General features: G+C 69.5%; 24 protein-coding genes. 9 read left to right on the top strand and 15 right to left on the bottom strand.

The genetic code is table 11. The annotated features are described in order from the left end of the window. The first annotated feature begins 42 nt into the window (after positions 1 to 42). Positions 43 to 618 (top strand): acireductone dioxygenase, encoded by a 576-nt coding sequence (locus tag CXY76_RS10125; RefSeq protein ID WP_104164106.1) that lies wholly within the window; start codon positions 43 to 45, stop codon positions 616 to 618. A gap of 1 nt (position 619) precedes the next feature. On the opposite strand, the gene CXY76_RS10120 is transcribed toward CXY76_RS10125, so the two are convergent. From CXY76_RS10120 to CXY76_RS10055, 14 genes are all read right to left on the bottom strand, one after another. Then, on the bottom strand, positions 620 to 1,759 hold the full coding sequence (locus CXY76_RS10120) for an ABC transporter permease (protein ID WP_104164105.1): 1,140 nt from the start codon (positions 1,757 to 1,759) through the stop codon (positions 620 to 622). Next, on the bottom strand, positions 1,756 to 2,640 hold the full coding sequence (locus CXY76_RS10115; RefSeq protein ID WP_104164104.1) for an ABC transporter ATP-binding protein: 885 nt from the start codon (positions 2,638 to 2,640) through the stop codon (positions 1,756 to 1,758). Before CXY76_RS10115 ends, CXY76_RS10120 begins: the two co-directional genes overlap by 4 nt. Positions 2,641 to 2,746: 106 nt before the next feature. Further along, on the bottom strand, positions 2,747 to 3,253 hold the full coding sequence (locus CXY76_RS10110; protein ID WP_104164103.1) for a universal stress protein: 507 nt from the start codon (positions 3,251 to 3,253) through the stop codon (positions 2,747 to 2,749). An 81-nt stretch (positions 3,254 to 3,334) separates the two neighbouring features. Next, entirely contained in the window at positions 3,335 to 4,849 is a 1,515-nt protein-coding gene (locus CXY76_RS10105) for an HNH endonuclease signature motif containing protein (RefSeq protein ID WP_104164102.1), read from the bottom strand. A gap of 153 nt (positions 4,850 to 5,002) precedes the next feature. Then, positions 5,003 to 6,043: an LPXTG cell wall anchor domain-containing protein gene (locus tag CXY76_RS10100; protein ID WP_104164101.1), complete on the bottom strand. Its 1,041-nt coding sequence runs from the start codon at positions 6,041 to 6,043 to the stop codon at positions 5,003 to 5,005. 147 nt (positions 6,044 to 6,190) lie between these two features. Next, on the bottom strand, positions 6,191 to 6,916 hold the full coding sequence (locus tag CXY76_RS10095; protein WP_104164100.1) for a response regulator transcription factor: 726 nt from the start codon (positions 6,914 to 6,916) through the stop codon (positions 6,191 to 6,193). Continuing rightward, on the bottom strand, positions 6,913 to 8,319 hold the full coding sequence (locus CXY76_RS10090; RefSeq protein WP_104164099.1) for a sensor histidine kinase: 1,407 nt from the start codon (positions 8,317 to 8,319) through the stop codon (positions 6,913 to 6,915). Before CXY76_RS10090 ends, CXY76_RS10095 begins: the two co-directional genes overlap by 4 nt. A gap of 79 nt (positions 8,320 to 8,398) precedes the next feature. Continuing rightward, a complete protein-coding gene (locus CXY76_RS10085) occupies positions 8,399 to 9,286 on the bottom strand; it encodes a helix-turn-helix transcriptional regulator (protein WP_104164098.1) in 888 nt (295 codons plus the stop codon). A gap of 166 nt (positions 9,287 to 9,452) precedes the next feature. Then, a complete protein-coding gene (locus tag CXY76_RS10080; protein ID WP_104164097.1) occupies positions 9,453 to 10,136 on the bottom strand; it encodes an SDR family NAD(P)-dependent oxidoreductase in 684 nt (227 codons plus the stop codon). A gap of 7 nt (positions 10,137 to 10,143) precedes the next feature. After that, positions 10,144 to 11,550, bottom strand: a complete 1,407-nt coding sequence (locus CXY76_RS10075; protein WP_104164096.1) for a DUF6421 family protein — start codon at positions 11,548 to 11,550, stop codon at positions 10,144 to 10,146. Positions 11,551 to 11,647: 97 nt separating this feature from the next. Beyond that, the gene (locus tag CXY76_RS10070; protein WP_199190260.1) at positions 11,648 to 11,962 is read right to left on the bottom strand and encodes a hypothetical protein; all 315 of its coding nucleotides are present in this window, start codon (positions 11,960 to 11,962) and stop codon (positions 11,648 to 11,650) included. Continuing rightward, entirely contained in the window at positions 11,925 to 12,614 is a 690-nt protein-coding gene (locus CXY76_RS10065) for a hypothetical protein (RefSeq protein WP_104164095.1), read from the bottom strand. The genes CXY76_RS10070 and CXY76_RS10065 overlap by 38 nt, the downstream gene beginning before the upstream one ends. Positions 12,615 to 12,740: 126 nt before the next feature. Further along, a complete protein-coding gene (locus CXY76_RS10060) occupies positions 12,741 to 15,419 on the bottom strand; it encodes a LuxR C-terminal-related transcriptional regulator (RefSeq protein ID WP_104164094.1) in 2,679 nt (892 codons plus the stop codon). A 9-nt stretch (positions 15,420 to 15,428) separates the two neighbouring features. Further along, entirely contained in the window at positions 15,429 to 16,022 is a 594-nt protein-coding gene (locus CXY76_RS10055) for a helix-turn-helix domain-containing protein (protein WP_104164093.1), read from the bottom strand. 121 nt (positions 16,023 to 16,143) lie between these two features. Here CXY76_RS10055 and CXY76_RS10050 point away from each other — a divergent pair, with 121 nt between their 5' ends. The 7 genes from CXY76_RS10050 (at position 16,144) to CXY76_RS10020 (ending at position 23,355) form a co-directional block, all read left to right on the top strand. Further along, complete coding sequence (locus tag CXY76_RS10050; RefSeq protein WP_146073423.1) at positions 16,144 to 16,392, top strand: hypothetical protein; 249 nt, start codon at positions 16,144 to 16,146, stop codon at positions 16,390 to 16,392. A gap of 28 nt (positions 16,393 to 16,420) precedes the next feature. Then, positions 16,421 to 17,182, top strand: coding sequence for a DNA alkylation repair protein (locus CXY76_RS10045; RefSeq protein WP_104164091.1), 762 nt, complete (start codon positions 16,421 to 16,423; stop codon positions 17,180 to 17,182). Positions 17,183 to 17,297: 115 nt separating this feature from the next. Beyond that, complete coding sequence (locus tag CXY76_RS10040) at positions 17,298 to 18,473, top strand: ROK family transcriptional regulator (RefSeq protein ID WP_104164090.1); 1,176 nt, start codon at positions 17,298 to 17,300, stop codon at positions 18,471 to 18,473. 69 nt (positions 18,474 to 18,542) lie between these two features. Then, entirely contained in the window at positions 18,543 to 19,895 is a 1,353-nt protein-coding gene (locus CXY76_RS10035) for an extracellular solute-binding protein (RefSeq protein WP_104164089.1), read from the top strand. Positions 19,896 to 19,943: 48 nt separating this feature from the next. Continuing rightward, complete coding sequence (locus tag CXY76_RS10030) at positions 19,944 to 20,888, top strand: carbohydrate ABC transporter permease (RefSeq protein ID WP_104164088.1); 945 nt, start codon at positions 19,944 to 19,946, stop codon at positions 20,886 to 20,888. Further along, entirely contained in the window at positions 20,885 to 21,826 is a 942-nt protein-coding gene (locus CXY76_RS10025) for a carbohydrate ABC transporter permease (protein ID WP_104164087.1), read from the top strand. Before CXY76_RS10030 ends, CXY76_RS10025 begins: the two co-directional genes overlap by 4 nt. Then, positions 21,823 to 23,355 carry a glycoside hydrolase family 3 protein gene (locus CXY76_RS10020; protein WP_104164086.1) on the top strand — a complete coding sequence of 511 codons (1,533 nt, stop codon included), beginning with the start codon at positions 21,823 to 21,825 and terminating at the stop codon, positions 23,353 to 23,355. Before CXY76_RS10025 ends, CXY76_RS10020 begins: the two co-directional genes overlap by 4 nt. 25 nt (positions 23,356 to 23,380) lie before the next feature. Here the strand turns inward: CXY76_RS10020 and CXY76_RS10015 are convergent, their stop codons facing one another. Then, entirely contained in the window at positions 23,381 to 24,343 is a 963-nt protein-coding gene (locus tag CXY76_RS10015; protein WP_104164085.1) for an ROK family protein, read from the bottom strand. A 227-nt stretch (positions 24,344 to 24,570) separates the two neighbouring features. Between CXY76_RS10015 and CXY76_RS10010 the strand changes: the two genes are divergently transcribed. Next, the gene (locus CXY76_RS10010) at positions 24,571 to 26,208 is read left to right on the top strand and encodes a peptide chain release factor 3 (protein WP_233199688.1); all 1,638 of its coding nucleotides are present in this window, start codon (positions 24,571 to 24,573) and stop codon (positions 26,206 to 26,208) included. The last annotated feature ends 13 nt before the right edge of the window (positions 26,209 to 26,221 follow it).

The raw sequence follows: 26,221 nt of genomic DNA, 5'->3' as shown, positions 1-26,221 counted from the left end.
CCTGAGACTGCGGATCCCCTGGCGGCTGAATATATTCGTCTCATGACACTTCTCACCGTCTGGGACGAAACCGACGAAACCACCCCCACCCTGCAGACGCGGGATGCCGCCGTCATCGCCGACACCCTCTCGCCGTTGGGCGTGCGGTTCTCCCGCTGGGAGCTCGCGGAGCTGTCGGAGAACCCCACTCAGGACGAGGTCCTGGCGGCCTACGGAACGCAGATCGACGCGGTCAACGCCGCCCAGGGCTACACCCTGGTGGATGTCGTCTCGATCGCGCCGTCGGATGACCCCGCATACGCGGAACTGGCGGCGGTGTCACGACAGAAGTTCCTCAGCGAGCACCAGCACGACGACGACGAGGACCGTTTCTTCGCCCGCGGATCCGGCGTGTTCTACCTGCGTGTGAACGGTTTCGTGCACGCCGTTCTCTGCGAGGCGGGCGACCTCATCTCGGTTCCGGAGAACACCACCCACTGGTTCGACATGGGTACCCGCCCCGACTACGTGTCGGTGCGCTTCTTCCACGATGACGACGGCTGGGTCGGTAACTTCACCGGCAGCACCATCGCCACCAAGTTCGCCACCTTCGACGAACTCGCGGCCGTCCCCGCCTGAATCAGCCGCGCAGGGCCTGCTTGATGGTGACGCGGCCGCCCATCCGCAGCAGCGAGTTGCGGTAGATGCGCGAGCCCAGGACGATCACCCCGGCCGTGGTCACGGCGAGGATGATCAGCGCCAGGATCGGCTCCCACCATTCGGCCGAGCCCAGGAAGATGCGCACGGGCATCCCGACCGGTGCGGAGAACGGCACGTAGGACATGATGGCCATCACGAGCGGGTTGTCATTGAAGAAGATCACCAGGAAATAGGGGATCATCACCAGGTAGGTCACCGGAGCGGTGGTGGAACCCACGTCTTCCTGGCGGGACACCATCGACGCCGTCGCGGCGAAGAGGGCGGCGATCATCACGAAGCCGAAGGCGAAGAACACCGCGAACCAGCCGATGGCCGGACCCAGGTCGGCCAGCAGCACCCGTTGGCCGGTGACGGCCATGCCGATGCCCACCAGCAGGGCGATGGCCACGATCTGGCCCAACGCCATGATCGAGTTGCCCACCACCTTGCCCGCCAGCAGCGCGCGCACCGGGATGGCGGACATCAGGATCTCCACGACCCGGGTCTGCTTCTCCTCGACGACGCTCTGCGCGATGGTGGAACCGAAGGTCAGCGCCGACATGAAGAAGACCAGGCCGAAGCCGAGCGCCACGATGTAGACGAGGAAGCCGCCCTGTTCGGCCGGTTCGAGCAGCTCGACGGCGGGGGAGACGCTGAGCGCGTTCATCACCGCGCTCGGCGGTGAGTCCAGGGCGATCACGCTGACGCCCAGCAGGGAGTCGTCCGGAACCACGGCGGCTTCGACGGTGCCGTCGCGCACGAGGGCCTCCGCGTCAGCGACGTCGTCGGCGGGGACCGTGGTGAGACCGGCGGACTCGCCGACGACGGCGCCGGCCGAGCCGACCACGGCCACCGAGGTGGTGGACGGGTTGGCGCTCATGATGCCGCCGGCGACGACGGAGCCGACCGCGATCAGCAGCAGGATTCCAGTGGAGATGAGGAAGGCCTTGCTGCGCAGGCGCGAGATGATCTCCCGGGTGGCGACCAGCCAGACGCTGGCCCAGAAGTTGGGCGCGGGGTGTGTGGTGCGGGGCGCGGCCGTGGTGTCGGTGCCCTGGCGGGCTTCAGTTTCAGTGCTCATCGCACGACCTCCTTGAAGATGGTGGAAAGGGAGGGCCGGAGGTGGCCGAAGGAATGTACGGCGCCGCGGGTGAGGGCCTCACGGAGCACCTGCTGGCTGGCGGCGTCGGAGTCGGCCTCGAAGACGGCTTCGCCGCCGTCGAAGTCGACCACGGTGATGCCGGCGACGCCGCGGATCCAGCCGGCGTCGGCATCCGTATGGATCTCGAACCTGGGGGTGCTGAACTGCTCGCGAAGGCGTTCGCGGGACCCGTTGGCGCGGATTTCGCCGGCGGCGATGATCACGAGGTCGTCGCAGAGCCGTTCGACGAGGTCGAGCTGATGCGAGGAGAACAGCACGGGGGCGCCGGCGGCGGCGCGCTCCTTGAGCACCGTGAGCACCACCTCGACGGCGATGGGGTCGAGGCCGGAGAACGGTTCGTCGAGCACCAGGAACTCGGGGTCGTGCACGAGCGCTGCGGCGATCTGGGCGCGCTGCTGGTTGCCCAGCGAGAGGGCCTCGACAAGATCGTTGGCGCGCTCGCCGAGGCCGAGTCGCTCGAGCAGGTCGCCGGCGTTGCGCTTGGCGGTGGCGGTGCTCATGCCGTGCAGCCGGGCCAGGTAGACCAGCTGTTCGGCGACCTTCATCTTCGGGTAGAGGCCGCGTTCCTCTGGCATGTAGCCGAACCGGCGGCGGTCACCGGCGGTGAGCGGCACGCCGTCGAGCAGCACGCTGCCGGAGTCCGGCGAGAGCACCCCCAGAATGATGCGCATCGACGTGGTCTTGCCGGCGCCGTTGGCGCCCACGAAGCCGGTCATGCGGCCCGCGCCCACGCTGAAGCTCACATCGGTGAGCACCTGGTGGGTGCCGTAGTGCTTGTTGATGTCCCTGATCTCGAGCATGTCTGCCCTTTCGTTGCGTAACGTCAACGCTAGGGATGCGGGGCCGTGGCCGCATCCGCCTGCGGGGTGAGTGTCGGCCTCCGCCCACCGGGTGAGGAGCGCTGCCTCATTCCTCGTCCCAGGGTAGTTCGGTCCCGAACGGAATCGGGTTGAGCGGGATGATGATGACCGGGCGTTGCTGGCCGTGGGCGAGGCGCACGGCCACCGATCCGGTGAAGAACGACCGGAGGGTGTGCCGCACGGTCGGTTCCCGGGACCCGACGACGATCATCATGGCCCGCACGGTGCCGGCGAGGTGGCCGAGCGCCCTGGCCGGCTCGCCGGCGAGTGCCCGCGTCGACCAGACAACCCTGCGGCCGGCCAACACCCGTTCGATTTGGGCGCGCAGGCCAGCGTCGAAGTCGGCGGCCGCCTGCTCGAACGAGTCCGGGTCGAACGAGGCGCTCGTCATGCTGCCGTCCGGCAGCTCCTCGAGCATGTAGCGGCTCGGGTCCACCGACGCGCAGATCAGCTCAGCACCGAATTGGGCGGCGAATTCCGACGCGGCCAGGACCACGGCATCGGGCTGACCCGTTGTGACACCGACGACGACGGGCGGGGGTGTGCGCACCATGGTTGCTCCTTCGCGACGCTGGACTCCGGCGCCGTCCCCCCGGTGCCGGGTTCTGCTTCGACCCTAGCCGGGATACCCGGCTCAGAACGGCGGCGGGTCGTCGGCGCCGTGTCGAGGTGCGGATGCCGAGGGCTTGGCCGGGGCCGGAGCTGGTGCCGGAGCCGGTGTCGGAGGTGCTGGCGTGGCCGTCGGGTCGATGGGGCGGCCGGTTGGTTGGTTGTCGTAGCTGGCGGGGTCGGTGTTGGCGGGGGCGGAGCGGTATTTCTTGCCGGCGGGGGTGGTCCAGGTGAGGGCGCCGCCCGGGCCCTGGCTGGTGCTGAAGCTGGATTGGTGTTTCAGGCGGTGGCAGCCTTTGCAGAGGTGCACGAGGTTGTCGACGTCGGTGCGGCCGCCGGTGTTCCAGGCCTGGGTGTGGTCGATTTCGCTGAGGGTGGCCCGCCGGTTGCAGCCGATGCCCTGGCAGGTTTGGTCGCGGGCGTCCAGGTAGCGACGCATATCGGCGGGCGGGTTGTGGGTGTCGCGGCCCATGCTGAGCCGGCAGCCGGTCTCGGGGTGGGTGAGGATCCGGATCCAGCTGGTCGCGGTGCCCGCGATGCGGCGGGCGGTCTCGGGGGCGGTGGGCCCGTAGCCTTCGAGGATGGCGGGTTCGTCGCTGCGACCCAGCAGGGTCAGGGCCGGAACGGTCACGTGCACGGTGCCGCGGATACCGTGGCCGAGCCCAGTGGGACCGACGCCTTCCAGGAGCAGGTCACGGTAGGCGTCCGCGCGGCGCTGGTCTTTGGTGCGGTGGGCGATCGGGGCGTCGGTGCCGCTGCCGGAGGAGTCGGCATGAGTGCCGGGTGCCGCAGGGGCGTCCGTGTCGAGGTCGAGGTCTTTGGCGATGTGGTTGAGCCGGTCGTAGATCGCCTGGGCGTCCTCGGCTGTCAGGTAGGCGTTCAGCCACGCCATCCCGTCGGCGTCGGGCTGCAGTAGCACCCGGCGTTTGGTGGCCGCGGCGTCGGCGCGCTCCTGCATCGGCACCGGGTGCATCCCCTCGAGGATCCGGCCGGCGACCCGGACGAACTGGGTGGAGGTGAGCTTCTGCGCCGCGGGCAGCACCTTCGCTTCGAACGCGGGCAGGATCTCCTCGGGAACACCGTCGGTGAGATCGAGCATCTTCACCGCGTGGCCCCAGGTGATGCTGCCCCGGCTCAGCGCCGCGTGGAAGCCGGGCAGCTGGCCGGTGAGGCGGGCGGCGGTGAAGATCATGATGCCCGCCGTGGTGGCCGTCAACCGCAACGCCCCGGCGGCTTCGGCGGCCATGCAGCGGCGGGCCAGTTCCTCGTCGTCCCAGGCCGGGCCGTGCGCGCCGGTATCCGGGTCGTTCCGGCCGGACTCGATCGGGTCACCGCACAGGCCCGCGATGATGCGCGGCTCGTGACCGAGCCGGTCCAACTCCGCCAACAGCCGGGTGCGTTCCGCGTAACCGGCGGCGATTGTTTTCTCGTTGGTGATCAGCGGGTCGATGACCGCGCTGATCGCCGCCGCGACAGGATCCACCGCGGGGTCCGAGGTGTCATCGGGGGTGTCGTCGGGTGTGGCAGCTGAGGTGGCCATAGGGACAGTGAACCACCCACCACCGACACTAAAAGGCCCCACAAACCAGCTGTGGACAGGCCGTCACATGCCCGCCTGTGGAGGAGGGGCGCCGGCGAAGACATGACAAAGGGGCGCGGCCGACCGGCCGCGCCCCTTCGCTGGTTGTGCTGGTTAGGCGGTCACGCGACGGCGACGCACGACCAGCACGGCACCGAGCATGAGGAGCACCGCTGCGGCTGTCAGCGGACCGGTTACTGAAGCGCCGGTCTCGGCCAGAGCGGCGCCGGTGCGCACGGCAGCGACTGCAGACGGGGCAACGTTCAGCGCCACGGCCTGGGTCAGGCCTGAGGTCTGTCCGGTGATCACCAGGGTGTGCGCACCGGCGGGAAGGGCGCCCAGCAGTGCGGCGCTCAGCGGGATCTGTACGGCACCGTCGACAACCGCAAAGCTACCCACCAGCGTGGGCTGTGAGTACACGTAGACGTCGACGTAAGAGTCGCTCATCTCCATCCACGTGATGTTCGCCGTGTATGCGCTTGTCGGGTTGAGCGCGCCGGCCGGCAGTCCAGCCGACGTCTGCGGCTCAACTGTCACGTTCGCAGCGGCCAGGTACTGGCTCAGCACGGCAGAATCGGGCGCCACCGCGGCCGGCTTCTGGGGCTGGGTCACGGTTGTCTCCATGAATTCGCGCACCGTCGTTGAGGTGAAGCCGTCGAGCGACCCCGTGACGGCCAGTCCCATCGAGCCGTTGGCCTCGGCTGAAGTCAGGGTGTAGTTGATCGAGGTGGCACCTTCGACCTCGCCGCCGTAGTAACCGAAACCGACGGTCCACTGGTACGTGAGGGTGGTTCCTGCCGGCCAGCCGGTCGTGGTGCCCGTGAGGGTGTTTCCCACGATCGGTTCGCCGGAGACCGCGACGGTGCCGGCCGCAAGAGCGGGGAGCTCAGGAGCTGCGGGCGCTGGAGTGGGAGAGGACGTCGGAACGTCGGAAGGTGACGGGGAGGGCGTGGCCTCGTCGGAAGGCTCGGGGGTCGGCTCGACCTCGGGGGCGACGGCCTCCTCGGAGGGGACGGGTGAGGCTGTTGCGGCAGCCGGCTGAATCTCTTCTGCCTGGGCGGGGCTGGCAACCAGGGCCATGCCGCCGATGAGGGCCAGGCCCAGGCCGAACGCTGCTGTGCGGTTCGTCCACGTCTTGGTAATGCTTGTCGTCAAGGTTCGGTTCTCATTCAGGTCAGGGTCGGGAGAGTGAGGGGTCGCGCACAGCGGCTGCGCGCGGGGGGCGTATGTTCACGCTGTACGGGAGCGTAACGAATAGAGGGTGCCCTGACCGTGGTTCGGCCCGAACTGGGGGTACCCCGGTCAGCGCTGCTGCGCCGCCCCGGGCACCACGATGCCGTGTTCGTAGGCGTAGACCACAGCCTGGATGCGGTCGCGCAGATCGAGTTTCTGCAGCACCTTCGAGACGTGGGTCTTCACCGTGGCCTCACCCAGGTACAGCCGGCCGGCGATCTCGGCGTTGGCCAGGCCCAGCGCGATCAGCTCGAAGACCTCGCGCTCCCGGTCGGTGAGCATGCCCACCGCGGCCGGCTCCGGCCGGTGCGCACCCGGCGCGGGCGCGGCATCCGGTGCGGCGGCCGGCGGGGAGCCCGGGAAGCTGCCGGCGAAGCGGGCGATCACCCGGCGGGTGATTTCGGGGGAGAGCAGGGCGTCGCCGCGGGCGAGCACCTGCACCGCCTCGACGAGGGACTCCGGCGAGGCGTTCTTGAGTAGGAACCCGCTGGCGCCGTGCTGCAGGGCGGCGAACAGGTAGTCCTCCCTGTCGAAGGTGGTGAGCACGAGAACCGCGGCGCGGCTGGTCGGGTCGGCCACGATCGCGCGGGTGGCGCTGAGCCCGTCCATGCCCGGCATCTGCACGTCCATGCAGACCACGTCGGGCCGCAAGGCGGCGGCCTGGCGAATCGCGGCGGCGCCGTCAACGGCCTCGCCGACCACCACGATGCCCGGCTCGGACTCGAGGATGATGCGGAATCCGGCCCGCACCAGGGCCTGGTCGTCCACGAGGAGCACCCGGATCGGCGCGCTCATTCGACGGTCTCCACGGCTTGGGGCGCCCGCGCTTCGGCGGGCGGCACGGCGAGGGGCGGCTCGGTGGCCGCCGGCGGACCGGTGAGCGGAACGCGGGCGCGCACCAGATAGCCGCCCCGGGGCCGGTTGGCCAGCTCGAGGGTGCCGCCGACGGCCGCGACGCGCTCGCGCATGCCCTGCTGGCCGAGGCCGCCGGGGGTGCTCCGCTCGACGGCGGGGTTGGCCGGGGCGCGCACGCCGCGACCGGTGTCGGTCGCCTCCAGCTCCACGGCATCCGCCTCGTACCGCAGGCGCAGGTCGGCCGTCGCGCCGGAACCGGCGTGCTTGCGGGTGTTGGTCAGGGCCTCCTGGGCGATTCGGTAGAGGCTGAGACCGATGGTGCCGGGTACCGGGCGCGGCTCGCCGATCACCTGGAGCCGCACGGGCAACCCGGCGTCGGTGTTCTCCTGGGCGAGTTCGGCGAGCTGATCGACACCGCGGGTGCTGGTGCTCTGGTGGGCGGGCTGCGCACCGTCGGCGTCGTCGGCGCGCAGGGCGCCGAGCATGGTGTTCAGTTCGTCCACGGCGGTGCGGGCGCTCTCTTCGATCACCGTGATCGCGCGCACGGCCGCGGCCGCGTCGCGGTCGAGGATGCGCCGGGCGGCGCCGGCCTGCACGCCCATCAACGACACGTGGTGGGCGACCACGTCGTGGAGCTCCCGGGCGATGCGCACCCGTTCGAGGCTGACCGCCTGGGCCGCGGTGCGCTCCCGTTCGGTGGCGAGCTCACGGGTGAGACCCTCGAGCGCCGCCGAGCGCCGGGCCGCCTGCCAGGCGGCGCCGCCGAAGTAGTATGCGGCCCAGAAGTAGACCAGGTTGAGCAGCACCTGCAGCAGGCCGTAGGCGGCATAGGGGGAGAAGAAGCCGTCCCTGGACAGTTCGGGGATGGCGGTGGCCTGGTTGGCGGTCTCCAACAGGCTCCAGAACAGCCAGATGAACATGCCCGCGATGATGCCCAGCCGCGTCCACCGGGCGATCGTGCGGTGGTGGCTCCACGCGCCCACCGAGTAGATGGCCACGTAGAGGCAGATGTTGGAGAAGAGGCCGTCGGTGATGCCCATGCTGCCGGACACGGCGAAGACCAGGGAGACGAGCAGCGCCACGGCCTCCGGCCAGCGGCGACGGGCGGCCAGGGGCAGCGCGATGAGGGCCACCCAGATCACGACCTGCCACCACGGCGCATCGCCCATGAGCCCGGTGCCGAGGCTCAGCGAGATGCTCAGGGCGGTGCCGCCGGCCAGCGCCAGCGCCACCCAGGCATCCACCCGGTACGCGGAGCGGGGACCGCGCGGCCGCCGCCATCCGTCGGCCAGCGGGTCGGCGGCCCGTTCGGTGACCCGTTCGGGTCGGGCTTCGGCAGTCATCCCCCCACGCTAGCGTCGTCGCGGCGCGGGCGGATCAGCCCCAAGGGGGAGGGTCGTTACGCGAACAGGCCGGCGCGGTTCAGGCCTCGTCGCGGACCGTCGCCTGGTGCTGCGGGAGCGGCTCCTGGGTGGCGGCCCAGCTCGAGAGCAGCCTGAGGGCGTCCTGGCTGGCCGAGCCGGGCTCGGTGCCGTAGACGATCAGGGCCAGGCCGGGGTCGGCGGGCAGGTCCATCGATTCGAAGGTGAGGTGCAGGTCTCCCACCACCGGGTGATGGATGGACTTGGCGCCCATGGTGTGGTGGCGCACATTGTGCGCAGCCCAGAGAATGGCGAATTCGGTGCTGCGGGTGGCCAGTTCGCCGACCAGGTCGGAGAGGCCCCGGTCATGCGGGTCGCGGCCGGCTTCGCCGCGGAGGCTCGCGACCATGTCGGTCGCCGCGCCCTGCCAGTCCAGGAAGAACGTGCGCGCCCGGGGATTGAGGAACAGGAATCTGGCGGTGTTGACCGGGGCGGGGCCGTCGGCGTACACCTCGGAGTAGACCGCGAAGCCGAGCCGGTTGGCCGCGAGCAGGTCGCGCCGGTTGTTGCGCACGAAGGCGGGCGCATCCGTCATGGCGTCGAGGATGCGTTGAATGGTGGGCCGAACCCGCTGCGGGGCGGGGCGGCGGCGCGGAGGTCGTACGGTGGCGGTGGCGCGGGCCAGGTCGAAGAGGTGCTCGCGTTCGGCGTCGTCGAGCTGCAACGCCCGGGCGATGGCGGCGAGCACGCTCTCGGAGACGCCGCCGAAGTTGCCGCGCTCCAGCCGCGTGTAATAGTCCACGCTCACACCGGCGAGCATGGCGACCTCTTCGCGGCGGAGGCCGGCGACGCGACGATTGCCGCCGTAGGCCGGCAGGCCCGCCTGCTCTGGCGTGATTTTCGCCCGCCGGGTGGCCAGGAATTCGCGGATATCGCTCTGGGTGCTCACCCGTTAAATCTACGCGGCGGCCCCCGCCGGCTGAGAGGCCCTGACAGTACCTGGGTTTCAATCGGCGACGGATGCCGGTGCGCGGGTCAGGCGCCGCTGCGCGGGTGGCGCGCCACCCGCCTAGCGGCGCGTTGCCCGCATTCCGCGCCGCGGGCCGCCGCCGCGGTCAGGGGGCGAGGATGCGGCGGGTGTTGTTCAGGGTCGCGGCGGGGGAGTCCCAGAGCGCCACGACCTCCGCGGCCAGCCGGGACTCGAGACCCTCCAGGGCCCGCACCGCGTATATCACGGCCGCGGCGGTGTCGCCGGCCTTGGCGAAGCCGTGGCCCACCGCCCGGGTCCAGGTCTCGGCGGCGGCCTTGGCGCTGGCGTAGTTGGCGCCGCCGGGGGTGGGCGCATCCACCGACACAGACGACACGATCGCCAGCCGGCCGGTGAACGAGGCCAGCAGGTCGGCGTTGAAGGCCCGGGTGGTGTTGCGCAGGGTCTGCACAATGCGGGAGTGCAGAAAATCCCAGTCCTCGTCGGTCTGGCCGTCGAGCCCGCCACCGCCGCGCCAACCGCCCACCAGATGCACGAGCCCGTCGACGGGTCCGTGTTGGGCGTGCACGGTGGCGGCCAGGGCGGTCACCGCCGCGAAGTCGGCCAGGTCACAGACGTAGACGGATGCTTCCGGCACCACCTCCAGCACCCGCACCAGGTGCTTCTCGTTGGAGCCCACGGCCAGCACCCGGGCGCCCGCCCCCGCCAGGGCGGCCGCGACGGCCACTCCGGCGGTGCTGGTTGCCCCGGCGATCAGCACCGTGTGCCCGGCGGCCCCGCGCTCGCCCGGGTCCCCGGACGGGTCGACCATCGTGAGCCTACGCATCCGCGGTGATGCCCACGGTCGACTCGATGACCGGCTTCATCTTCTTGTCGAGCGCCTCGAAGAACATCGAAAGCGGGAACTCGTCGTCCAGGACGAGGTCGGTGTACCCCTTCGGTGCCCCGGCCAGCACCTCGAGCGGCAGACCATGAGCCCACGTCGACGCCGGATTGGGCGTGAGCGTCTTCGTGAGCATCTCGTACGCGGCCAGCCAGTGCGCCTTCTTCGGCCGGTCGATGGATTCCCAGTACAGCTCGTCGATCTGGGCGCCGAGGGCGATGACCACGTCGGGCACCGCCTCCCAGTCGAAGGAGAGCGCCGTGTCGGTCCAGTGCAGCACGTGGTGCTGGTGCAGCCAGGCGAACAGCAGCTGGCCGCCGAGACCGTCATAGTTGCGCACCCGGCTGCCGGTGATCGAGAACCTGAAGATGCGGTCGAAGATCACCGCGTACTGCACCAGCTTGGCGTGCCGGCGGGCGTCGGGGCTGGCGGCCTCGTCGTGTTCGATCTTCACCGACTCGCGGAACGCGGTGAGGTCGCAGCGGAGCTCCTCGAGTGAGTAGAGGAAGAACGGCATCCGCTGCTTGATCATGAACGGGTCGAAAGGCAGGTCACCGCGCATGTGGGTGCGGTCGTGGATGAGGTCCCACATCACGAAGGTCTCTTCGGTGAGGTGTTGGTCGTCAAGCAGCGCGGCGGCCTCGGCGGGCAGCTCCAGCCGGGTGATCTCGGCGGCGGCGCGCACCACCCGGCGGAACCGCGCGGCCTCCCGGTCGGCGAAGATCGCTCCCCAGGTGAACGTGGGGATCTGCCGCATCGCCACGGTCTCGGGAAAGAGCACCGCCGAGTTGGTGTCATACCCGGCCGTGAAGTCGAGGAAGCGGATGGGCACGAACAGCTTGTTGGTGTACTCGAGCTCGAGCTCGGCCACGAACTCCGGCCAGAGCACCTCGATCAACACGGCCTCGACGAGCCGGTTCGGGCTGCCGTTCTGGGTGTACATCGGGAACACCACCAGGTGCCGGATGCCGTCGACCCGGTGCTGCTGGGGTTGGAAGGCCAGCAGCGAGTCGTAGAAGTCGGGCACACCGAAACCGCCCGCCACCCAGCTGTCGAAGTCGACCACGACGGCAGCCAGGTAGGCGGCATCGTGCGGGAAGTGCGGCGCCAACTCGGTGACCGCGGCGGTGATCTCGGCGACGGACGCGTGCGCATCGGCGTGTGCACCGGCCTCCGGGATTGAGCCGTCCTGTGCCTGCACGGCCTGCAGGGCGGTGGCGGCGGTCTTGAGCCGCAGCCAGGCGGGCGAGCCGGTCAGGTCCGAGCCGGTCAGGTCCGTGGCCACGGTGTCCTCGAGAACCTCGGGCTCACCGACCAGTGCGTTTGCAATGTAATTCGACATGGGAACCTCCCGTCCTCGTGAGTGCCGCGGGCGCGACGTGCGTGCGACGCACACCGGTGTGCGCCGCCCCCAGCGTAACCGGGGGTTGACGGCGTTTTCATGCGAGCCTCCGCAGTGAATCGCCGTCTTCGCCCGGTTCGGCGCGTGATTCGGCCGGCCGGACCCGGTGATCCGGGGCGGTGGCGTTGATCGAGATCAGGGTGACGCCGAGGTCACCGATGCGGCGCAGCAGCCCGTGCAGTGCCGCCTGATCCGGAACGGGGCCGGTCAGGATGGTGGTCCCGTCGCTCCCAGCGCTGAGCTGGAAGCCGTCGAACCAGGTCCTCCACCGGTCATCGAACCGGCCCCGGAGACGAATCTCGTAACGGGCGAGCTCAGCGGGTGGGTGCGGCATCCTGGCTGCGTCGCTCATCTCGACCCTCCTTCAGCGCCGCGTTCTTACGCACTGTCGACCACAGCGAGTAGCCGAGCCAGATCAGGGCGAGGCCCATCGGAATGGCAGCCAGCCGTTCGATGTTGTGCGGGAGCAGGCCGAAGACGGGCGTGAGCACGGCCGCGGCGATGAGCAGGATGCCCGCACCGCGCGAAAGAACGTGCGCCCGGAGAATCGCGATCCCCAGCAGCAGCGCGCCCAGGATGTACAGCGCACTCCCGACCGGCACGACCAACGCAAGCGGGCCCAGGTCGGTCTCGCTGGCGTAGCGGCCGAAGAGCCCCACGAAGTCCTCGGCGAACTGCGGGGCGACTCCGGCGATCAATGGCGCGATGAATGCCTCGGCGAAGTTGAACGCCGCCTGCAGGATGAAGAACAGGCTGAACATGAGGTATCCGATCAGGCCCAGCAGCCCGAGCTTCGTCACCTGGCTCAGGTACAAGCCGGCCAAGCCCGCAAGGCCCAGGACGGCCATGCTGAGGCTCAGGATGTGCACGATCACCCAGGCCGGCGTGGTGATGGAGGCGACCACGTCGCTGGGGTGGATGAATTGGATGACGATGTACAGAAGCCCGGAAAGCGCGGCAGAAATGCCGGCTGCGCGGGTGAGGGCGGACGGTGTGATGCTCATGGTGTCTCTCCTTGATCGTGAGTGGCTCAGGCTGATTCCTGATGACGACCTGAATCTACGGAGAGAGGTGGTGACACGGCATCACCAGGCATGGTGATCGACGTGGTGATTGTGCCCGGCAGCGGTCTAGAGCAGGCCCAACGCTTCTGCGCGAGACACGGCCGCCGGGCGGCTTTTCACGTCGAGCTTGGCGAAGATGTGCTTGGTGTGAGTGCGCAGGGTATTCACCGAGATGTACAGCTCGCGGGCGATGTCGGGACCGCTCAGGTCGCTGGCCAGCAGCCTGACCACCTGCACCTCGCGTTCGCTCAGAGGGTCCGCCAGGGTCTGGATGCTCCCGGGCCGGCCAGCGGTGAGCCGGGTGTCGCGCTGCAGTCGCCGAACATAGTCCGGGGCGATCCCCCTGGTCGAGGCCTCGCGCAGCAGCGCCGCCATCCCCGCCCCCTCATCAGCGAAGAGCCGCAGATATCCTTCGGGCTCGGCCTGGGCGAGAGAGCGTGCCAGGGGAGTGAGCGCCAGCGCCGTGTCGCCGTGGGAACCGTGCGCCAGTGCCTGGAGCATCAGGATTTCGGTCGTGCTGCGGCACCCGGTCTCCGCCGCATCCAGCAGCCGTTCCAGTAACCGCAACGCCTCCGGCGTCTTCTGCTGGGCGATCAGCAGTCTCGCCAGGGTGAGATGGTCGAACTCGCGGAGATAGGTCAGGTCTTCAGCGACCGGTTCGGCGCCGGCCGACAGGCCCCGCTCATCGGCCCAGGCTCCGGCCTCATCCAGCCGCCCCTGCGCGATCCGAACCCGGGCCGTCATCGCCGGGATCGGGCGCACTTCGGGGAAGAACCCGCGCAGGTAATGACGCTCCGCCTTGCCGAGCAGGTCGATGGACGCATCCAGGTCGCCCTCCGTCTGCCGGATGCGCGCCATGGCCACGAACCACCGGTACCGGTTCTCCCGCGAGTTGGCCTGGTCGCCCAGCGCCTCACTCGCCGCCAGATGCCCGGCGGCGGCGGGCAGGTCACCCAGCTCCCGCAGCAGTTCGCCGAGACCGATATGCAGGTCGCCGGTGGATTGCGGGGGCGGATCGCCCTGCTCGCCGGCCAGCTGCAGAGCCTGCTCATAGGCGCGTCGGGCCTCCCTCAGCCGGCCCTGGGAGAGGAGCATGTCAGCGGTCGGAATGGTGGTCGCCAACGCATCGGCCAGGTTGCCGGCCAGACGCAGGCTCGTCCTGACCTCGCCGAAGGCGCGCACCCCGCCGTCGAGATCGCCGGCGGCCCACGAGGCGAGCCCGAGGAAACCGGCGGCCGCGCCGCGTCCGAGATGGTCGCCGGGTCGGCTGAGGTCCAGGGCCCGCCCGGCGTGCACCTTCATCGCGCCTACATCGCCCCGCGCCTGCGCCAGGGCGGCCCGATAGACCGCGATCGTCACGGGAAGGGTGCGCAGCTCCTCGCCGGGCGCCGAATCGTGCGCCGGGGCTCCGTCCGCGGTGGTGGCGGCCAGCGCGTGCTCCGCGTCGACCAGGCGGGATTCCACGGTCAGCAGGTCGCCGGAAACGAGCGACGACCAGGCGTAGTACACGCCCAGCACGGGACGCCGCGCGATGGTGTCCTCAGGTAACAGCGTCAACCAGCGCAGCAGCGTGGCATCCTGCCGGCTTTGCCGCACCAGGGGTACCGCGAGCTCAATCAGCCGCGCCGCCCGGTCAAAATCCGCTGCCGCCAGCGCGTGGGCGACGGCGTCCTCCGCCAGGCCGTTGTGCTCGTGCCACGCGCTCGCGAGAGTGTGCAGACGGGCAGGGCCGGCCGGGTCGTCGGCGGCCAGCCGCGCGCGGAGCACGTCGGCGAACAGGTGGTGGTAGCGGTACCACTGGCGTCGATCATCCAGGGGGACGACGAACACGTTGTCCCGCTCGAGCGAAGCGAGGATCTCGCTGCTTCCCGAGCGCTCGGTCACGGCGTCGCAGAGGGGGCCGCTGAGCCTGTCGAGGATGGCGGTGTGCAGCAGGAAGTCGCGGATGCGGGTGGGCTGGCGGTGCAGGACCTCTTCAACGAGGTAGTCGATGACAAAACGGTTGCTGCCGGTGAAGCCCTGGATGAAGCCGGTGGCGTCGGTGCGCTCCCGTAGCGACAGCGCTGCCAGCTGAAGCCCCGCGATCCAGCCCTCCGTGCGGGCCTCGAGGGCGGTTATGTCGGCTGCGGACAGGTCCAGGTGCATCATCTGGTTGAGGAACGTGGCGGCCTCGTGCGGCGTGAAGCGCAGGTCGGCCGCGCGCAACTCGGTGAGCTCGCCGCCGGCCCTGAGCCGCGCCACGGGCAACAACGGGTCGGAACGGCTCACGATCACCAGGTGCAGTTTCGGCGGGAGGTGGTCGAGCAGGAACACGAGGGCGCCCAGGATCGACGGGTCCTCGATGAACTGGAAGTCGTCGAGCACGAGAAGGATGTGGTGCGACCCCTGGCTCACCTCGTTGATGAGGGTGGTCAGTGTGCCAATCGGCTGGTCGCTCGGCGCCTCAACACCCAGGGTCGCATCGGCGCGATTCACGGCGCCGAGCAGGCAGGCGAGGAAGCGGGACGGATCGTTGTCACCCTCGTCCAGGGACAACCAGGCGACCTTGGGGAACGGGTCCTGGTGCTGGACATCGGTAATCCACTCGCTGAGCAGCGTGGTTTTCCCGAATCCGGCGGGGGCTGCGACCAGTGTCAGCTTGCGTCCGGAGCGGAGCGCCTCGTTCAGCTTCTCGATCAGGCGCGGCCGGGGAACGGTGTGCGGTCGGAGTCGCGGGATGAAGAGCTTCGTCTGCAGAACGGGCATGGTCCGCGGCTAGCTCGACGTGGCGGATGTCGACCGGGCGCGCAGGTGGATGCGTTCGCCCTGCTTGCCGAACATGGAGAGGATCTCCACCGAATCGGTGCCGGTGGAGCCGAACCAATGGGGATTGCGGGTGTCGAACTCCGCCGCCTCACCCGTGCCCAGGACCACGTCGTGCTCGCCGAGGATCAGCCGAAGGCGACCGGAGAGCACGTAGATCCACTCGTACCCGGTGTGGGTGCGGGGTGCGGGCACCCGATCGGTGGCGGGGATGACGATCTTGAAGGCCTGGGGCTCGCCCTGGTGCTGTGAGAGGGGCGTGAGGGTGCGGCCATCCGCGCGGGTGGGCTTCTGCGGTACTCGCGGGTCCTGCACCCTGGGCGGGCTGACGATCTCCTCGAACGGCACCGCCAGGGCGGCCACGATGGGCAACAGGAGCTCGAGGTTGGGCTTTCTCTGCCCGGACTCGAGCCTGGACAGCGTGCTCTTGGAGATCCCGGTAATGGTGGCGAGTTCGGCCAGCGTGACGTTCTTCTTCTCGCGGGCGCGGCGCAGGCGCGGCGCGATCTGACTCAGCTCGTCGTTGATCCGGGGAGTGCTGCTCATGCGGCCAGCTAAGCAGCGTGTCCCACTTTTGGCAACGATAGTTTCAGTATTCTCGCGGCGGCCGCACTGTAGGTGGACGAGGTCGTGATCATCGGCCGCCCGTTTCTCGAGAGGAAAAACCGTGTCAATTCCCCCAGCTCCCCGCGGAAGTGCCGGACCCCCATCGGTGCACGCGCGGGCCGTGATCACCTGGATCGCCATCTTCCCGTTGGTGACGCTCGGATTCTTCGCGATTGCCCCGTTCGCCGCCGACTGGAATCCGGTTCTGCGCGCCTTCGTGCTCTCCATCGTCGTGGTGCCGGTCGCCGTGTACCTCGTGGTGCCCCAGCTGATGCGTGCCTACGGCGCGATCCGCACCCGGCGGCGCTGATCGGCCCGCGAGGCGCTAGCCTGCTGCCATGACGGATGCCGGGCACGCTCTGGGCAGTGCCACGGCTGACGACGTGCGGGCCGCGCTCGCCGCGATCGCCGACCCGGAGCGCGCGGCGGGGACCGCCCGATACTTCCAGACCGGGCCCGGGCAGTACGCCGAGGGTGACGTGTTCATCGGGGTCACCGTGCCGCAGACCCGCGCCGTGGTCACGCGGTTCTCCACGCTGGGGCTGACCGAGACCGGGCAGCTCCTCGCCGGCCCGGTGCACGAACACCGGCTCGCCGCCCTGCTCATCCTGGTGGCGCAGTTCGCCCGGGCGAGCGCCCCGCGCACCCGCGACGATCCCCGGCGCCGGGTTCTCGCCGAGTTCTATCTCGCGCAGCTCCGGGCCGGCCGGGTGAACAACTGGGACCTGGTGGACTCGTCGGCGCCCGGGCTGCTCGGCGAGTACCTGTTCGACCGCCCGCGCGGCCTGCTTCTCGAGCTCGCGACCAGCGAAATGCTCTGGGAGCGGCGGGTGGCGGTGGTCGCCACGTCGGCCTTCATCCGCCGAGGCGACGCGACCACCACCCTCGACCTGGCCGCCCGGATGCTGAGTGACCCCGAGCCGCCGATGCACAAGGCCGTGGGCTGGATGCTGCGCGAGGTGGGCGCCCGCATCGACCGGGACCTGCTGCTCGGCTTCCTCGACCTGCACGCCGGCCGGATGCCTCGCACCATGCTCAGCTACGCCACCGAGCACCTCGGCCCGCAGCTGCGCGCGCACTATCGCGGCCTGCCCCGCTGAGCGTCGCGGCCCTGCCGACGGGCGCTAGCGGCCCCGCGTTACGAATTGGTAAACAACCCAACCAATAGTTTGTTCTCCCTTGCGCGCATTTCGTTCGTAAGGTTTACTAACAAACATGACAGCAACCGGCGCCCCGCGGACGATCCAGGACCGAGCCCTTCGCCCCACCACGAAGGTGTTGCCCGAGCACATCCGCCTGAACAATCGCACCCTGGTGTTGCAGACGCTGTACCGCACCGGGCTGCAAAGCCGCGCGGACCTGGCCCGTGAGACCGGCCTCACCCGGGTGACGGTGTCCGACCTGATCAGCGAGCTGATGGGGGAGAACCTCGTCATCGAACTCGGCCAGCGCCAGGAACCGCGCCCCGGAAAACCGGCCACCCTGCTCGACATCAACCGGGCCGCCTTCCAGATCGTTTCGCTCGACCTCTCCGGTCACACCCGGTTGCGCGGCGCCGTGCTCAGCCTCGACGGTGCGGTGCTCTCCAGCTCGGGACTCGACCTGGCCGGCGCCCGCGGCGAGGCCGCCTTCGACACCGTCGCCGAGCTACTCGCCCAGGTGATCGCCCGGGCCACCGCCCCGATCCTCGGTGTCGGAATCGGCTCGCCCGGCATCGTCGACCGGGCCGGCGTCGTCCGCAACGCGCCCAACCTCGGCTGGCGTGACCAGCCGCTCCAGGCCCGGCTCCAGGGGCTGACCGGTCTGCCCGTTCGGGTGGTCAACGACGCCAACGCCGCCGTGCTCGCCGAACACAGCTTCGGTGGCGCCGACCACGATCTGCTCCTGGTCAAGGTGGGCCACGGCGTCGGCGCCGGCCTGCTGATCGGCGGTCGCGCCATCTTCGGCGAGCGCTTCGCCGCCGGTGAGATCGGCCACGTCGTCGTGGGCACCGACGACGGTCCGCTGTGCGCCTGCGGCAAGTCCGGTTGCCTCGAGGCCTGGCTCTCCGTACCGCGGCTGACCAAGGCGATCCACGACGCCACCGCCGCGGCCGCCACACCAATGGATGCCGAGCGCGCCATCTCCGACATCCTCACCGAGGCAGGCCGCCGGCTGGGCATCATCCTCGCTCCCGTCGTCGGCGCCCTCAACCTGCTCGAGATCGTGTTGAGCGGTCCCCCCGAACTTCTCGACGGCGCCCTCTCCGCGGCCACGGTCGAGACCCTCCGGTCGAGGACCATGGCCACCGAAACCGGCGATCTCACCCTGCGCATGACCGCGCAGGGGGAGGACATCGTCCTGCGCGGCGCGGCCGTGATGGTTCTCTCCGCACAACTCGGCGTTTCGTAGCCGAAGGATTTCCCCTGCACCAACGACGTGGCACCCGCCAACGTCGGCAATCCACGAAAGGAATATCTCATGAAGAGAAAGCTCGTATCTCTCGCCGCGCTGGCCACTGCCTCCGCGCTCGTGCTGGCGGGATGTTCGTCCTCCGCCGATGGAGGCACTGACGCCTCCACCGACAACAGCGGCAAGACCATCACCCTCTGGCTCGCCGGCGGTGACACCCCCGACAAGATGCGCGACTACCTGAAGTCCGAATTCGCCGAACAGACCGGCGCCACCCTGAACATCCAGCAGCAGGACTGGGGAGACCTCGTCACCAAGCTGACCACCTCGCTGCCGGACGCCAACAACACACCGGATGTCGCCGAGCTGGGCAACACCCAGTCGTCGACCTTCGCCAACGTGGGTGCGTTCCTCGACATCTCCGACATGTACGAGGAGCTCGGCGGCACCAAGCTGCTGCAGTCCTTCGTCGACGCCGGCATGGTGGGCGACAAGAACTACGCCCTGCCCTACTACTTCGGCTCCCGCGCCGTATTCACCCGCTCCGACGTCTGGGCGGCAGCCGGAGTCGAGCAGCCCACGACCCTCGACGAGTTCAACGCCGGCGTCGCCGCGATCAACGCCGCCGATCCGCTGGGCATCCCCGACTTCTCCGGTTTCTACCTCGGCGGTCAGGACTGGCGCAACGGCATCTCCTGGATCTTCGCCAATGACGGCGAGCTCGCCACCGTCAAGGACGGCACCTGGACCTCGACGCTGGCCTCCGAGAACAGCCTCAAGGGCCTCGCCCAGCTGCAGAAGCTGTACAAGTCCGCCTCCAACGCGCCCAACGACGCCAAGGACTCCAACCAGTACATCTACCTGAACGACAGCGACGAGATCAAGGATGCGGAGGGTGTCGTCACGTCGAACACCTCGCTGTCCGCCGCCACGATCATGGCGCCCACCTGGGCGCACCTGTCGATCGGAACCCTCGGCACCGACGCCGACGGCAAGGCCACCCGCACCTGGGACGACACCAAGAACGAGGTGTTCGCCCTGCCGGGCAACGACGGCAAGCCCGCCCCGGTCTTCGCCGGCGGTTCCAACATCGGCATCTCCGCGAAGAGCAAGAACCCCGAACTGGCCAAGAGCCTCCTCACGATCATCTACTCGGAGGACTACCAGACCATGCTCGGCCAGAACGGCCTCGGCCCGGCGAACAGCGACTACGTTGACTCGCTCGGCGACGACCAGTTCGCCCAGGCGCTGATCGAATCGGCCTCGAACTCGAAGCTCACCCCGGCAGCACCCGGCTGGGCCACGGTGGAAGGCTCCCTCGTGATGGAGGAGTTCTTCAGCAAGATCGAAGGCGCCACCGACCTCAAGGCCCTCGCGAAGGAATACGACGAGAAGCTCACCCCGATGCTGAACGGCGAATAACCGGCGCCTGTCGAACCAGACGAACCGAACAACGAAAGGAGGGTCGGCGTGACCACGCAGAACCTCGTGCTGGGCCAGGCCGATCCGCCTCGCCAGGCCAGGCCCCGAAAAAGGGGCAACACAACGCCGTACCTGCTGGTCATCCCGGCCTGCGGCATCCTGATCCTGGCGCTCGGCTACCCGCTGGTCTGGCAGTTCGTCACCTCGATGCAGAGGTTCGGGCTCTCCCAGCAGTTCGGCCAACCCCCGGAATTCGTCTGGTTCGACAACTACGTCACCCTGTTCACCGACCCGTACATGTGGACAGTGGTGGCGCGGTCGCTGGCCTTCTGCCTGGTCACCGCCGCGGTCACCATGGCCATCGGCACCCTGATGGCCCTGCTGATGAACGCCGTGCACACCAGTGTGCGCATCACCCTGCAGATCTCGATGCTGCTCGCCTGGGCGATGCCCGTCGTGGCGGCGATGACGGTCTGGAACTGGCTCATCGACTGGCGCCGCGGCGTGCTGAACTCGGTTCTGACCGGCATGGGCCTGGATTTCCAGAACCACAACTGGCTGGCCGACCCGCTGTCGTTCTTCTTCGTGGCCATGGTCATCGTGGTCTGGATGAGCGTGCCGTTCGTGGCGTTCTCCATCTTCGCCGGCCTCACCCAGGTGTCCACCGAGGTGCTCGAGGCCGCCCAGCTGGACGGCGCCACGCTGTCCCAGCGGCTCCGGTTCATCATCGTTCCGATCATCCGGCCGGTGCTCGCGATCATCCTGCTGCTGCAGGTGATCTGGGACCTGCGGGTGTTCACCCAGATCCGGCTGCTGCAGGATGTGGGCTCGATCGCCTCGGAGACCAACCTGCTCGGCACCTATATCTACCAACTCGGCGTCGGCTCCAGCGACTTCGCGATGGCCAGCGCCGTCTCGATCTTCGTGCTCGTGCTGACCGTGGCCCTGAGCTGGTTCTACGTACGCAGCATGCTCAAGGAGGACGAATCATGACCTCGACGGTCCACCCCGCCGATGCGGGAACCGCGCAGGCCGGCCCCCCGCTCCGGCCCCGGCCCAGCACTGAACCGTCCCGCCGGAAGAGCGGCGGCAACCGGCGCATCCGGCCCGGCCGGATCGCGCTGGGCGCCATCGGCGTCGGGGTCTCGCTGATCTGGGTCTTCCCGGTCTACTGGATGCTCAACTCGTCGCTGCTGCCCAACGTGGTGCTGCAGAGCACCACCCCGACCTGGCTGCCGTTCGGCGGCTCCCTCGACAACTTCGTCGCGGTCTTTTCGGGCGGAACGTTCCTGCCCGCCCTGGGCATGAGCACGGCCATCGCCCTCATCACCGTGGCGTTCTGCCTATTCTTCGCGTTTCTCGGGGCGTTGGCGATCAGCCGGTTCAGGTTCCGTGGCCGCAAGGCGTTCGTCCTGGCCGTGCTGCTGATCCAGATGCTCCCCGCTGAGGGTCTCTTCATCGCCCAGTACAAGCTGATGGGCAGCCTGAACATGCTCAACTCGATCGTGGGCGTGAGCATCATCTACATCGCCGCCGTCGTGCCCTTCACGATCTGGATGCTGCGCGGCTTCGTCGCCGGGGTGCCCGCCGACCTCGAGGAGGCGGGCATGATCGACGGCCTGAGCCGCACCCAGGCCTTCATGCGCATCACCTTCCCCCTCCTCGCACCCGGGCTGGTGGCATCGGGGGTGTACGCCTTCCTGCAGGCCTGGAACGAGTTCACCGTCGCCCTGGTGCTGCTGCAGGACACCTCCAGCCAGACGCTTCCGCTCTGGCTGCGCGGCTTCATCCAGGCCAGCGCCAGCCGGGCCACCGACTGGGGCCAGGTGATGGCGGCCTCCACCATGGTGGCCATTCCGGTGATCATTTTCTTCCTCTTCGTGCAGGGCAGGATGACCAGCGGACTGGTCAGCGGGGCGGTGAAGGGATGACCGGCGTCACCGGCGACGAGTCCCTGCTGCGCACGCACATCCGGGCAACCCTGATGCCGGGCTTCGTGGGCACGGCGCTGCCGGATTGGCTGCGCCTGCGCCTGCAGGGCGGACTCGGCGCCGTGTGCCTGTTCGGGCAGAACATCGTCTCGATCGCCCAGCTGCGGGCGCTGACGGACTCGATCCGCGCCGCGAACCCGCTCGCGGTCATCGCGATCGACGAGGAGGGCGGCGACGTCACCCGGCTCTACTTCTCCTCGGGCTCGCCGTATCCGGGCAACGCCATCCTCGGCCGGATCGACGACGTCGGCTACACCGAGGAGGTCGGCCGTCAGGTCGGCTGGGAGCTGCGCAAGGCCGGCTGCACCCTCACTTTCGCACCGGACACCGACGTCAATTCCAATCCCGACAATCCGGTGATCGGCGTGCGCAGTTTCGGCACCGACCCGGTCCGGGTGGGCCTGCACTCCGCCGCCTGGGTGCGCGGGTTGCAGTCCACCGGGGTCGCCGCCTGCCCCAAGCATTTTCCGGGCCACGGTGACACCGCGCTCGACTCCCACCTGGCCATGCCCGTGGTCGACCTGCCCCTGGCGACCCTGCGCGAGCGGGAACTGGTGCCCTTCCGTGCCGCGATCACGGCCGGCGCGAAGAGCATCATGACCTCGCACATCCTGCTGCCCCAGATCGACCCGGAGAACCCCGCGACGCTCTCGCCGCGGGTGCTCGGCGGCCTGCTGCGCACCGAACTGGGCTTCACGGGCGTCATCGTCAGCGACGCCCTGGACATGAAGGGCGCCAGCGGCATCCTGGGCATCCCGGGGGCCGCCGCCGCTGCGCTGGCCGCGGGCTGCGACCTGCTCTGCATCGGCACCGAGAACACCGCCGACCAGCTCGACTGGATCGAGGCCACGGTCCTGGCCGCCGTTGAGGCCGGCACCCTCACGGAGGACCGGCTCGCGGAGGCCGCCGGCCGCGTGCATCGACTTGCCGCCGGCACCCGCGACGAGACCCTGAGCGTCCCGCTGCCGGCTGCCGCGCTGTCGATGTCTGAGCCCGCCTTCGATGCCGGCCGGATCCGTGCCTCCTTCGCCGTCAACGACCACGCGAAGCGGTGGCTCGAGGCGGCTCCGGAGACCTTCTCGGTGGTGCGGCTCGACACCGTGACGAACATCGCCGTGGGCCCGGCGCCCTGGGGGCCGTTCGCCGAGGCGGCCGCCCACCCCGAGTCGGACCTCGCCGCCGCATGGCGGGCCCTGCCCCTCGTCGGGCGCAGCGCGCACGACACCGGGGCGGTGGAACTCGCCGACCGGGCACCCGTGGTCGTGATCGGCAAGGACAACCATCGGCATCCGTTCATTCGCGGCCTGGTGGATGCGCTGCGAGCCGACCGCCGTGATGTGCTCGTGGTCGACATGGGCTGGCCGTCGGATGACCTGCGCTACGCCGACATCGCCACCTTCGGCGCCTCACGGCTGGCCGGGCGCGCGCTGCTCGAACTGCTGGTGTTCCCGTCAGGCGAGCCGGCCTAGCCCGCGGGCGCTGCCCGTCGCGCCGCTAGCTGACCAGGTCCCGCGCGCGCAGGGCGCCGCCGAGCAGGCCGGCGTTCTCGCCGATCGACGCCGGCAGGATCACGGGCCGCCGGTGGAAGCTGAGCAGGGCGCTCACCCGTTCACGCAGTGGCACGAACAGGTGGTCGCCCGCCTGCGCCAGCCCGCCGCCGATCACGATGGCCTCCGGCGCGAGGATCGCGGCCAGCTGGGCGATGCTCAGGGCGAGGGCGTCCAGTGCCTCGCTCCAGATCAGCGCTGCCGCGGGGTCGCCGGTGCGGGCCAGGGCCAGCACCTCGCGGGCCCCGCCCAAACGGATGCCGGTGACCTCCTCGTACCGGCGCACGATCGCGCCGGCCGAGGCCACGGTCTCCAGGCAACCCCGGGAGCCGCAGCCGCAGAGCGGCCCGGCGGGGTGCACTATCGAGTGGCCGATCTCGCCCGCGTAGCCGGCGCCGGTGTGGGCCCGGCCGTTGATGAACAGCGAACCGGCGATTCCGGTGCCGATGACCAGCACCACCACGTTGCGATACGGGCGGGCAGCACCGAGCCTGAACTCGGCCTCGCCGGCGGCCCGCACGTCGTGCGAGAAGGTGGTGGGCAGGTGGATGAGGTCTTCGGTGAGTTGTTTGAAGGGCACGTTGGACCAGTGCAGGTTGGTGGAGAGCACGCCGATGCCCGCGTCGTCGTCGACGAGGCCAGGCGCGAGCAGGCCCACCGCCCGGGGCCGCACCCCGGGAAAGTCCGCGGCGAACTGCAGCGTGAGTTCCTGCACCCTGGCGATGACCGAGAAGGCCGTGTTCTCGCCGTCGAGCGGTGTCGGCGTGCGGCTGAGTCCGAGCATCCGGCCGGACGCGTCGAAGAGCGCGGCCTTGGTGTCGGTGCCGCCCACATCCACGGCGATCACCGGCTCGCCGTCCCCGAGCGGGAGGGCCTGGTCGAGAGCCGGAGTGAGGGTCACGGCGGTCATGGCGGGGGCTCCTCAGCGGTAGGCGAGTGTCGCGGGCAAGAAACCGGCCACGAGGGTGCTCATGCTGTCATCAACTGCCTGTGAGGTCAGTATCCCATGCGCCGACACTGTTTGTAAAGGATGGTAACAATTAGCGGGGAGGAGTTGAACAGCCGCGCAGGTTAGGTTTGAAGGACGCGTGCGCGCAAGCGGCGTATTGACAGACATATAGAGGTAGGAACCGAGCAGTGGCTGAAGCAACCGTGACCCCTGGCACCGAGGTGTCCCCGAAAGAGGTCGAGGCTCAGGCCGTGCGCCGGCGCACCTTCGCCGTCATCTCCCACCCCGACGCGGGCAAGTCCACGCTCACCGAGGCACTGCTGCTGCACGCGCGCGCCATCACCACCGCCGGCGCCACGCACGGCAAGGCCGGCCGGCGCGGCACCGTCTCCGACTGGATGACCATGGAGCAGGAGCGCGGCATCTCGATCACCTCCGCCGCCATCCAGTTCGAGTACCGCGACAGCGTCATCAACCTCGTCGACACCCCCGGCCACGCCGACTTCTCCGAGGACACCTTCCGGGTGCTCTCCGCGGTGGATGCCGCCGTGATGCTCGTCGACGCCAGCAAGGGCCTCGAGGTGCAGACCATGAAGCTCTTCGAGGTGTGCAAGCAGCGGGGCCTGCCCGTCATCACCGTGATCAACAAGTGGGACCGGCCCGGCTCCGCCGCGCTCGACCTGATGGACGAGATCCGCACCCGCACCGGCCTGATCCCCACCCCGCTGACCTGGCCGGTGGGCATCGCCGGCGACTTCCGTGGTGTCATCGAACGCGACAGCAGCGACTTCATCCGCTTCAACCGCACCGCCGGCGGCGCCACCCGCGCCGACTTCGAGCGCACCAGCGCCGACGACGCCGCCGCATCCGAGGGCGCCGCCTGGGTCGCCGCCGCCGAGGAATCCGAACTGCTCGCCGAGGAAGGCCAGAACCACGACGAGGAACTGTTCCTGGACGGCGTGACCACCCCGGTGCTGTTCTCCGCCGCGGTGCTCAACTTCGGCGTGCAGCACATCCTGGACACCCTGGTGGACTTCGCCCCGCCCGCCGAGGCGCGCCTGGACGCCGACGGCGGCCACCGCCCGGTGACCAGCCCGTTCTCCGGCTTCGTCTTCAAGGTGCAGTCCGGCATGAACTCCTCGCACCGCGACTACGTCGCGTTCGTGCGGGTCTGCTCCGGCCAGTTCCGCCGCGGCATGGTGGTCACCCACTCCGCCACCGGCCGGCCGTTCGCCACCAAGTACGCCCAGCAGCTGTTCGGCAAGGACCGTGAGGTGGCCGAGGAAGCCTGGCCCGGCGACATCGTCGGCCTGGTCAACGCCTCCGCGCTGCGGGTCGGCGACTCGATCCACGAGGGCAGCCCCGCCGTCACCTTCCCGCCGCTGCCGATGTTCGCGCCGGCGCACTTCCGTGCCGTGCGCCCCGCCGACACCAGCAAGCACAAGCAGTTCCGTCGCGGCATCGACCAGCTCGACCACGAGGGCGTCATTCAGGTGATGCGCTCGGATCTCCGCGGCGACCAGGCCCCGGTGCTCGGCGCTGTCGGCCCGATGCAGTTCGAGGTCGTCGAAGAGCGGATGTCGCACGACTTCGGCGCCGCGATTCGCAGCGACGTGCTGCCCTACCAGCTGGCTCGCCGCACCGACAAGGAGAGTGCGCTGATCCTCGGGCACGACCGCCAGGTCGAGGTGCTCCGCCGCAGCGACGGCACCCTGCTGGCCCTGTTCAGCACCCCGTGGCGCCTGCGCAACACCGTGCGCGACCACCCCGAACTGCTGCTCGAAGACCTCGCCGGCGGCGGTCCGGTCGACGAGGTGCGCTACTAGCGACGTCCGGGTC

This window comes from Cryobacterium sp. N22 (assembly GCF_002929555.1).
Lineage (GTDB): Bacteria > Actinomycetota > Actinomycetes > Actinomycetales > Microbacteriaceae > Cryobacterium.
This window is presented reverse-complemented; position numbering and strand designations above follow the sequence as displayed.

Excerpts from the sequence above, each read along its gene's own strand:
- CXY76_RS10125 (WP_104164106.1), top strand. The coding sequence starts at position 43 with ATGACACTTCTCACCGTCTGGGACGAAACCGACGAAACCACCCCCACC.
- CXY76_RS10120 (WP_104164105.1), bottom strand. The coding sequence starts at position 1,759 with ATGAGCACTGAAACTGAAGCCCGCCAGGGCACCGACACCACGGCCGCG.
- CXY76_RS10115 (WP_104164104.1), bottom strand. The coding sequence starts at position 2,640 with ATGCTCGAGATCAGGGACATCAACAAGCACTACGGCACCCACCAGGTG.
- CXY76_RS10110 (WP_104164103.1), bottom strand. The coding sequence starts at position 3,253 with ATGGTGCGCACACCCCCGCCCGTCGTCGTCGGTGTCACAACGGGTCAG.
- CXY76_RS10105 (WP_104164102.1), bottom strand. The coding sequence starts at position 4,849 with ATGGCCACCTCAGCTGCCACACCCGACGACACCCCCGATGACACCTCG.
- CXY76_RS10095 (WP_104164100.1), bottom strand. The coding sequence starts at position 6,916 with ATGAGCGCGCCGATCCGGGTGCTCCTCGTGGACGACCAGGCCCTGGTG.
- CXY76_RS10090 (WP_104164099.1), bottom strand. The coding sequence starts at position 8,319 with ATGACTGCCGAAGCCCGACCCGAACGGGTCACCGAACGGGCCGCCGAC.
- CXY76_RS10080 (WP_104164097.1), bottom strand. The coding sequence starts at position 10,136 with ATGGTCGACCCGTCCGGGGACCCGGGCGAGCGCGGGGCCGCCGGGCAC.
- CXY76_RS10075 (WP_104164096.1), bottom strand. The coding sequence starts at position 11,550 with ATGTCGAATTACATTGCAAACGCACTGGTCGGTGAGCCCGAGGTTCTC.
- CXY76_RS10070 (WP_199190260.1), bottom strand. The coding sequence starts at position 11,962 with ATGAGCGACGCAGCCAGGATGCCGCACCCACCCGCTGAGCTCGCCCGT.
- CXY76_RS10065 (WP_104164095.1), bottom strand. The coding sequence starts at position 12,614 with ATGAGCATCACACCGTCCGCCCTCACCCGCGCAGCCGGCATTTCTGCC.
- CXY76_RS10060 (WP_104164094.1), bottom strand. The coding sequence starts at position 15,419 with ATGCCCGTTCTGCAGACGAAGCTCTTCATCCCGCGACTCCGACCGCAC.
- CXY76_RS10055 (WP_104164093.1), bottom strand. The coding sequence starts at position 16,022 with ATGAGCAGCACTCCCCGGATCAACGACGAGCTGAGTCAGATCGCGCCG.
- CXY76_RS10045 (WP_104164091.1), top strand. The coding sequence starts at position 16,421 with ATGACGGATGCCGGGCACGCTCTGGGCAGTGCCACGGCTGACGACGTG.
- CXY76_RS10040 (WP_104164090.1), top strand. The coding sequence starts at position 17,298 with ATGACAGCAACCGGCGCCCCGCGGACGATCCAGGACCGAGCCCTTCGC.
- CXY76_RS10035 (WP_104164089.1), top strand. The coding sequence starts at position 18,543 with ATGAAGAGAAAGCTCGTATCTCTCGCCGCGCTGGCCACTGCCTCCGCG.
- CXY76_RS10025 (WP_104164087.1), top strand. The coding sequence starts at position 20,885 with ATGACCTCGACGGTCCACCCCGCCGATGCGGGAACCGCGCAGGCCGGC.
- CXY76_RS10020 (WP_104164086.1), top strand. The coding sequence starts at position 21,823 with ATGACCGGCGTCACCGGCGACGAGTCCCTGCTGCGCACGCACATCCGG.
- CXY76_RS10015 (WP_104164085.1), bottom strand. The coding sequence starts at position 24,343 with ATGACCGCCGTGACCCTCACTCCGGCTCTCGACCAGGCCCTCCCGCTC.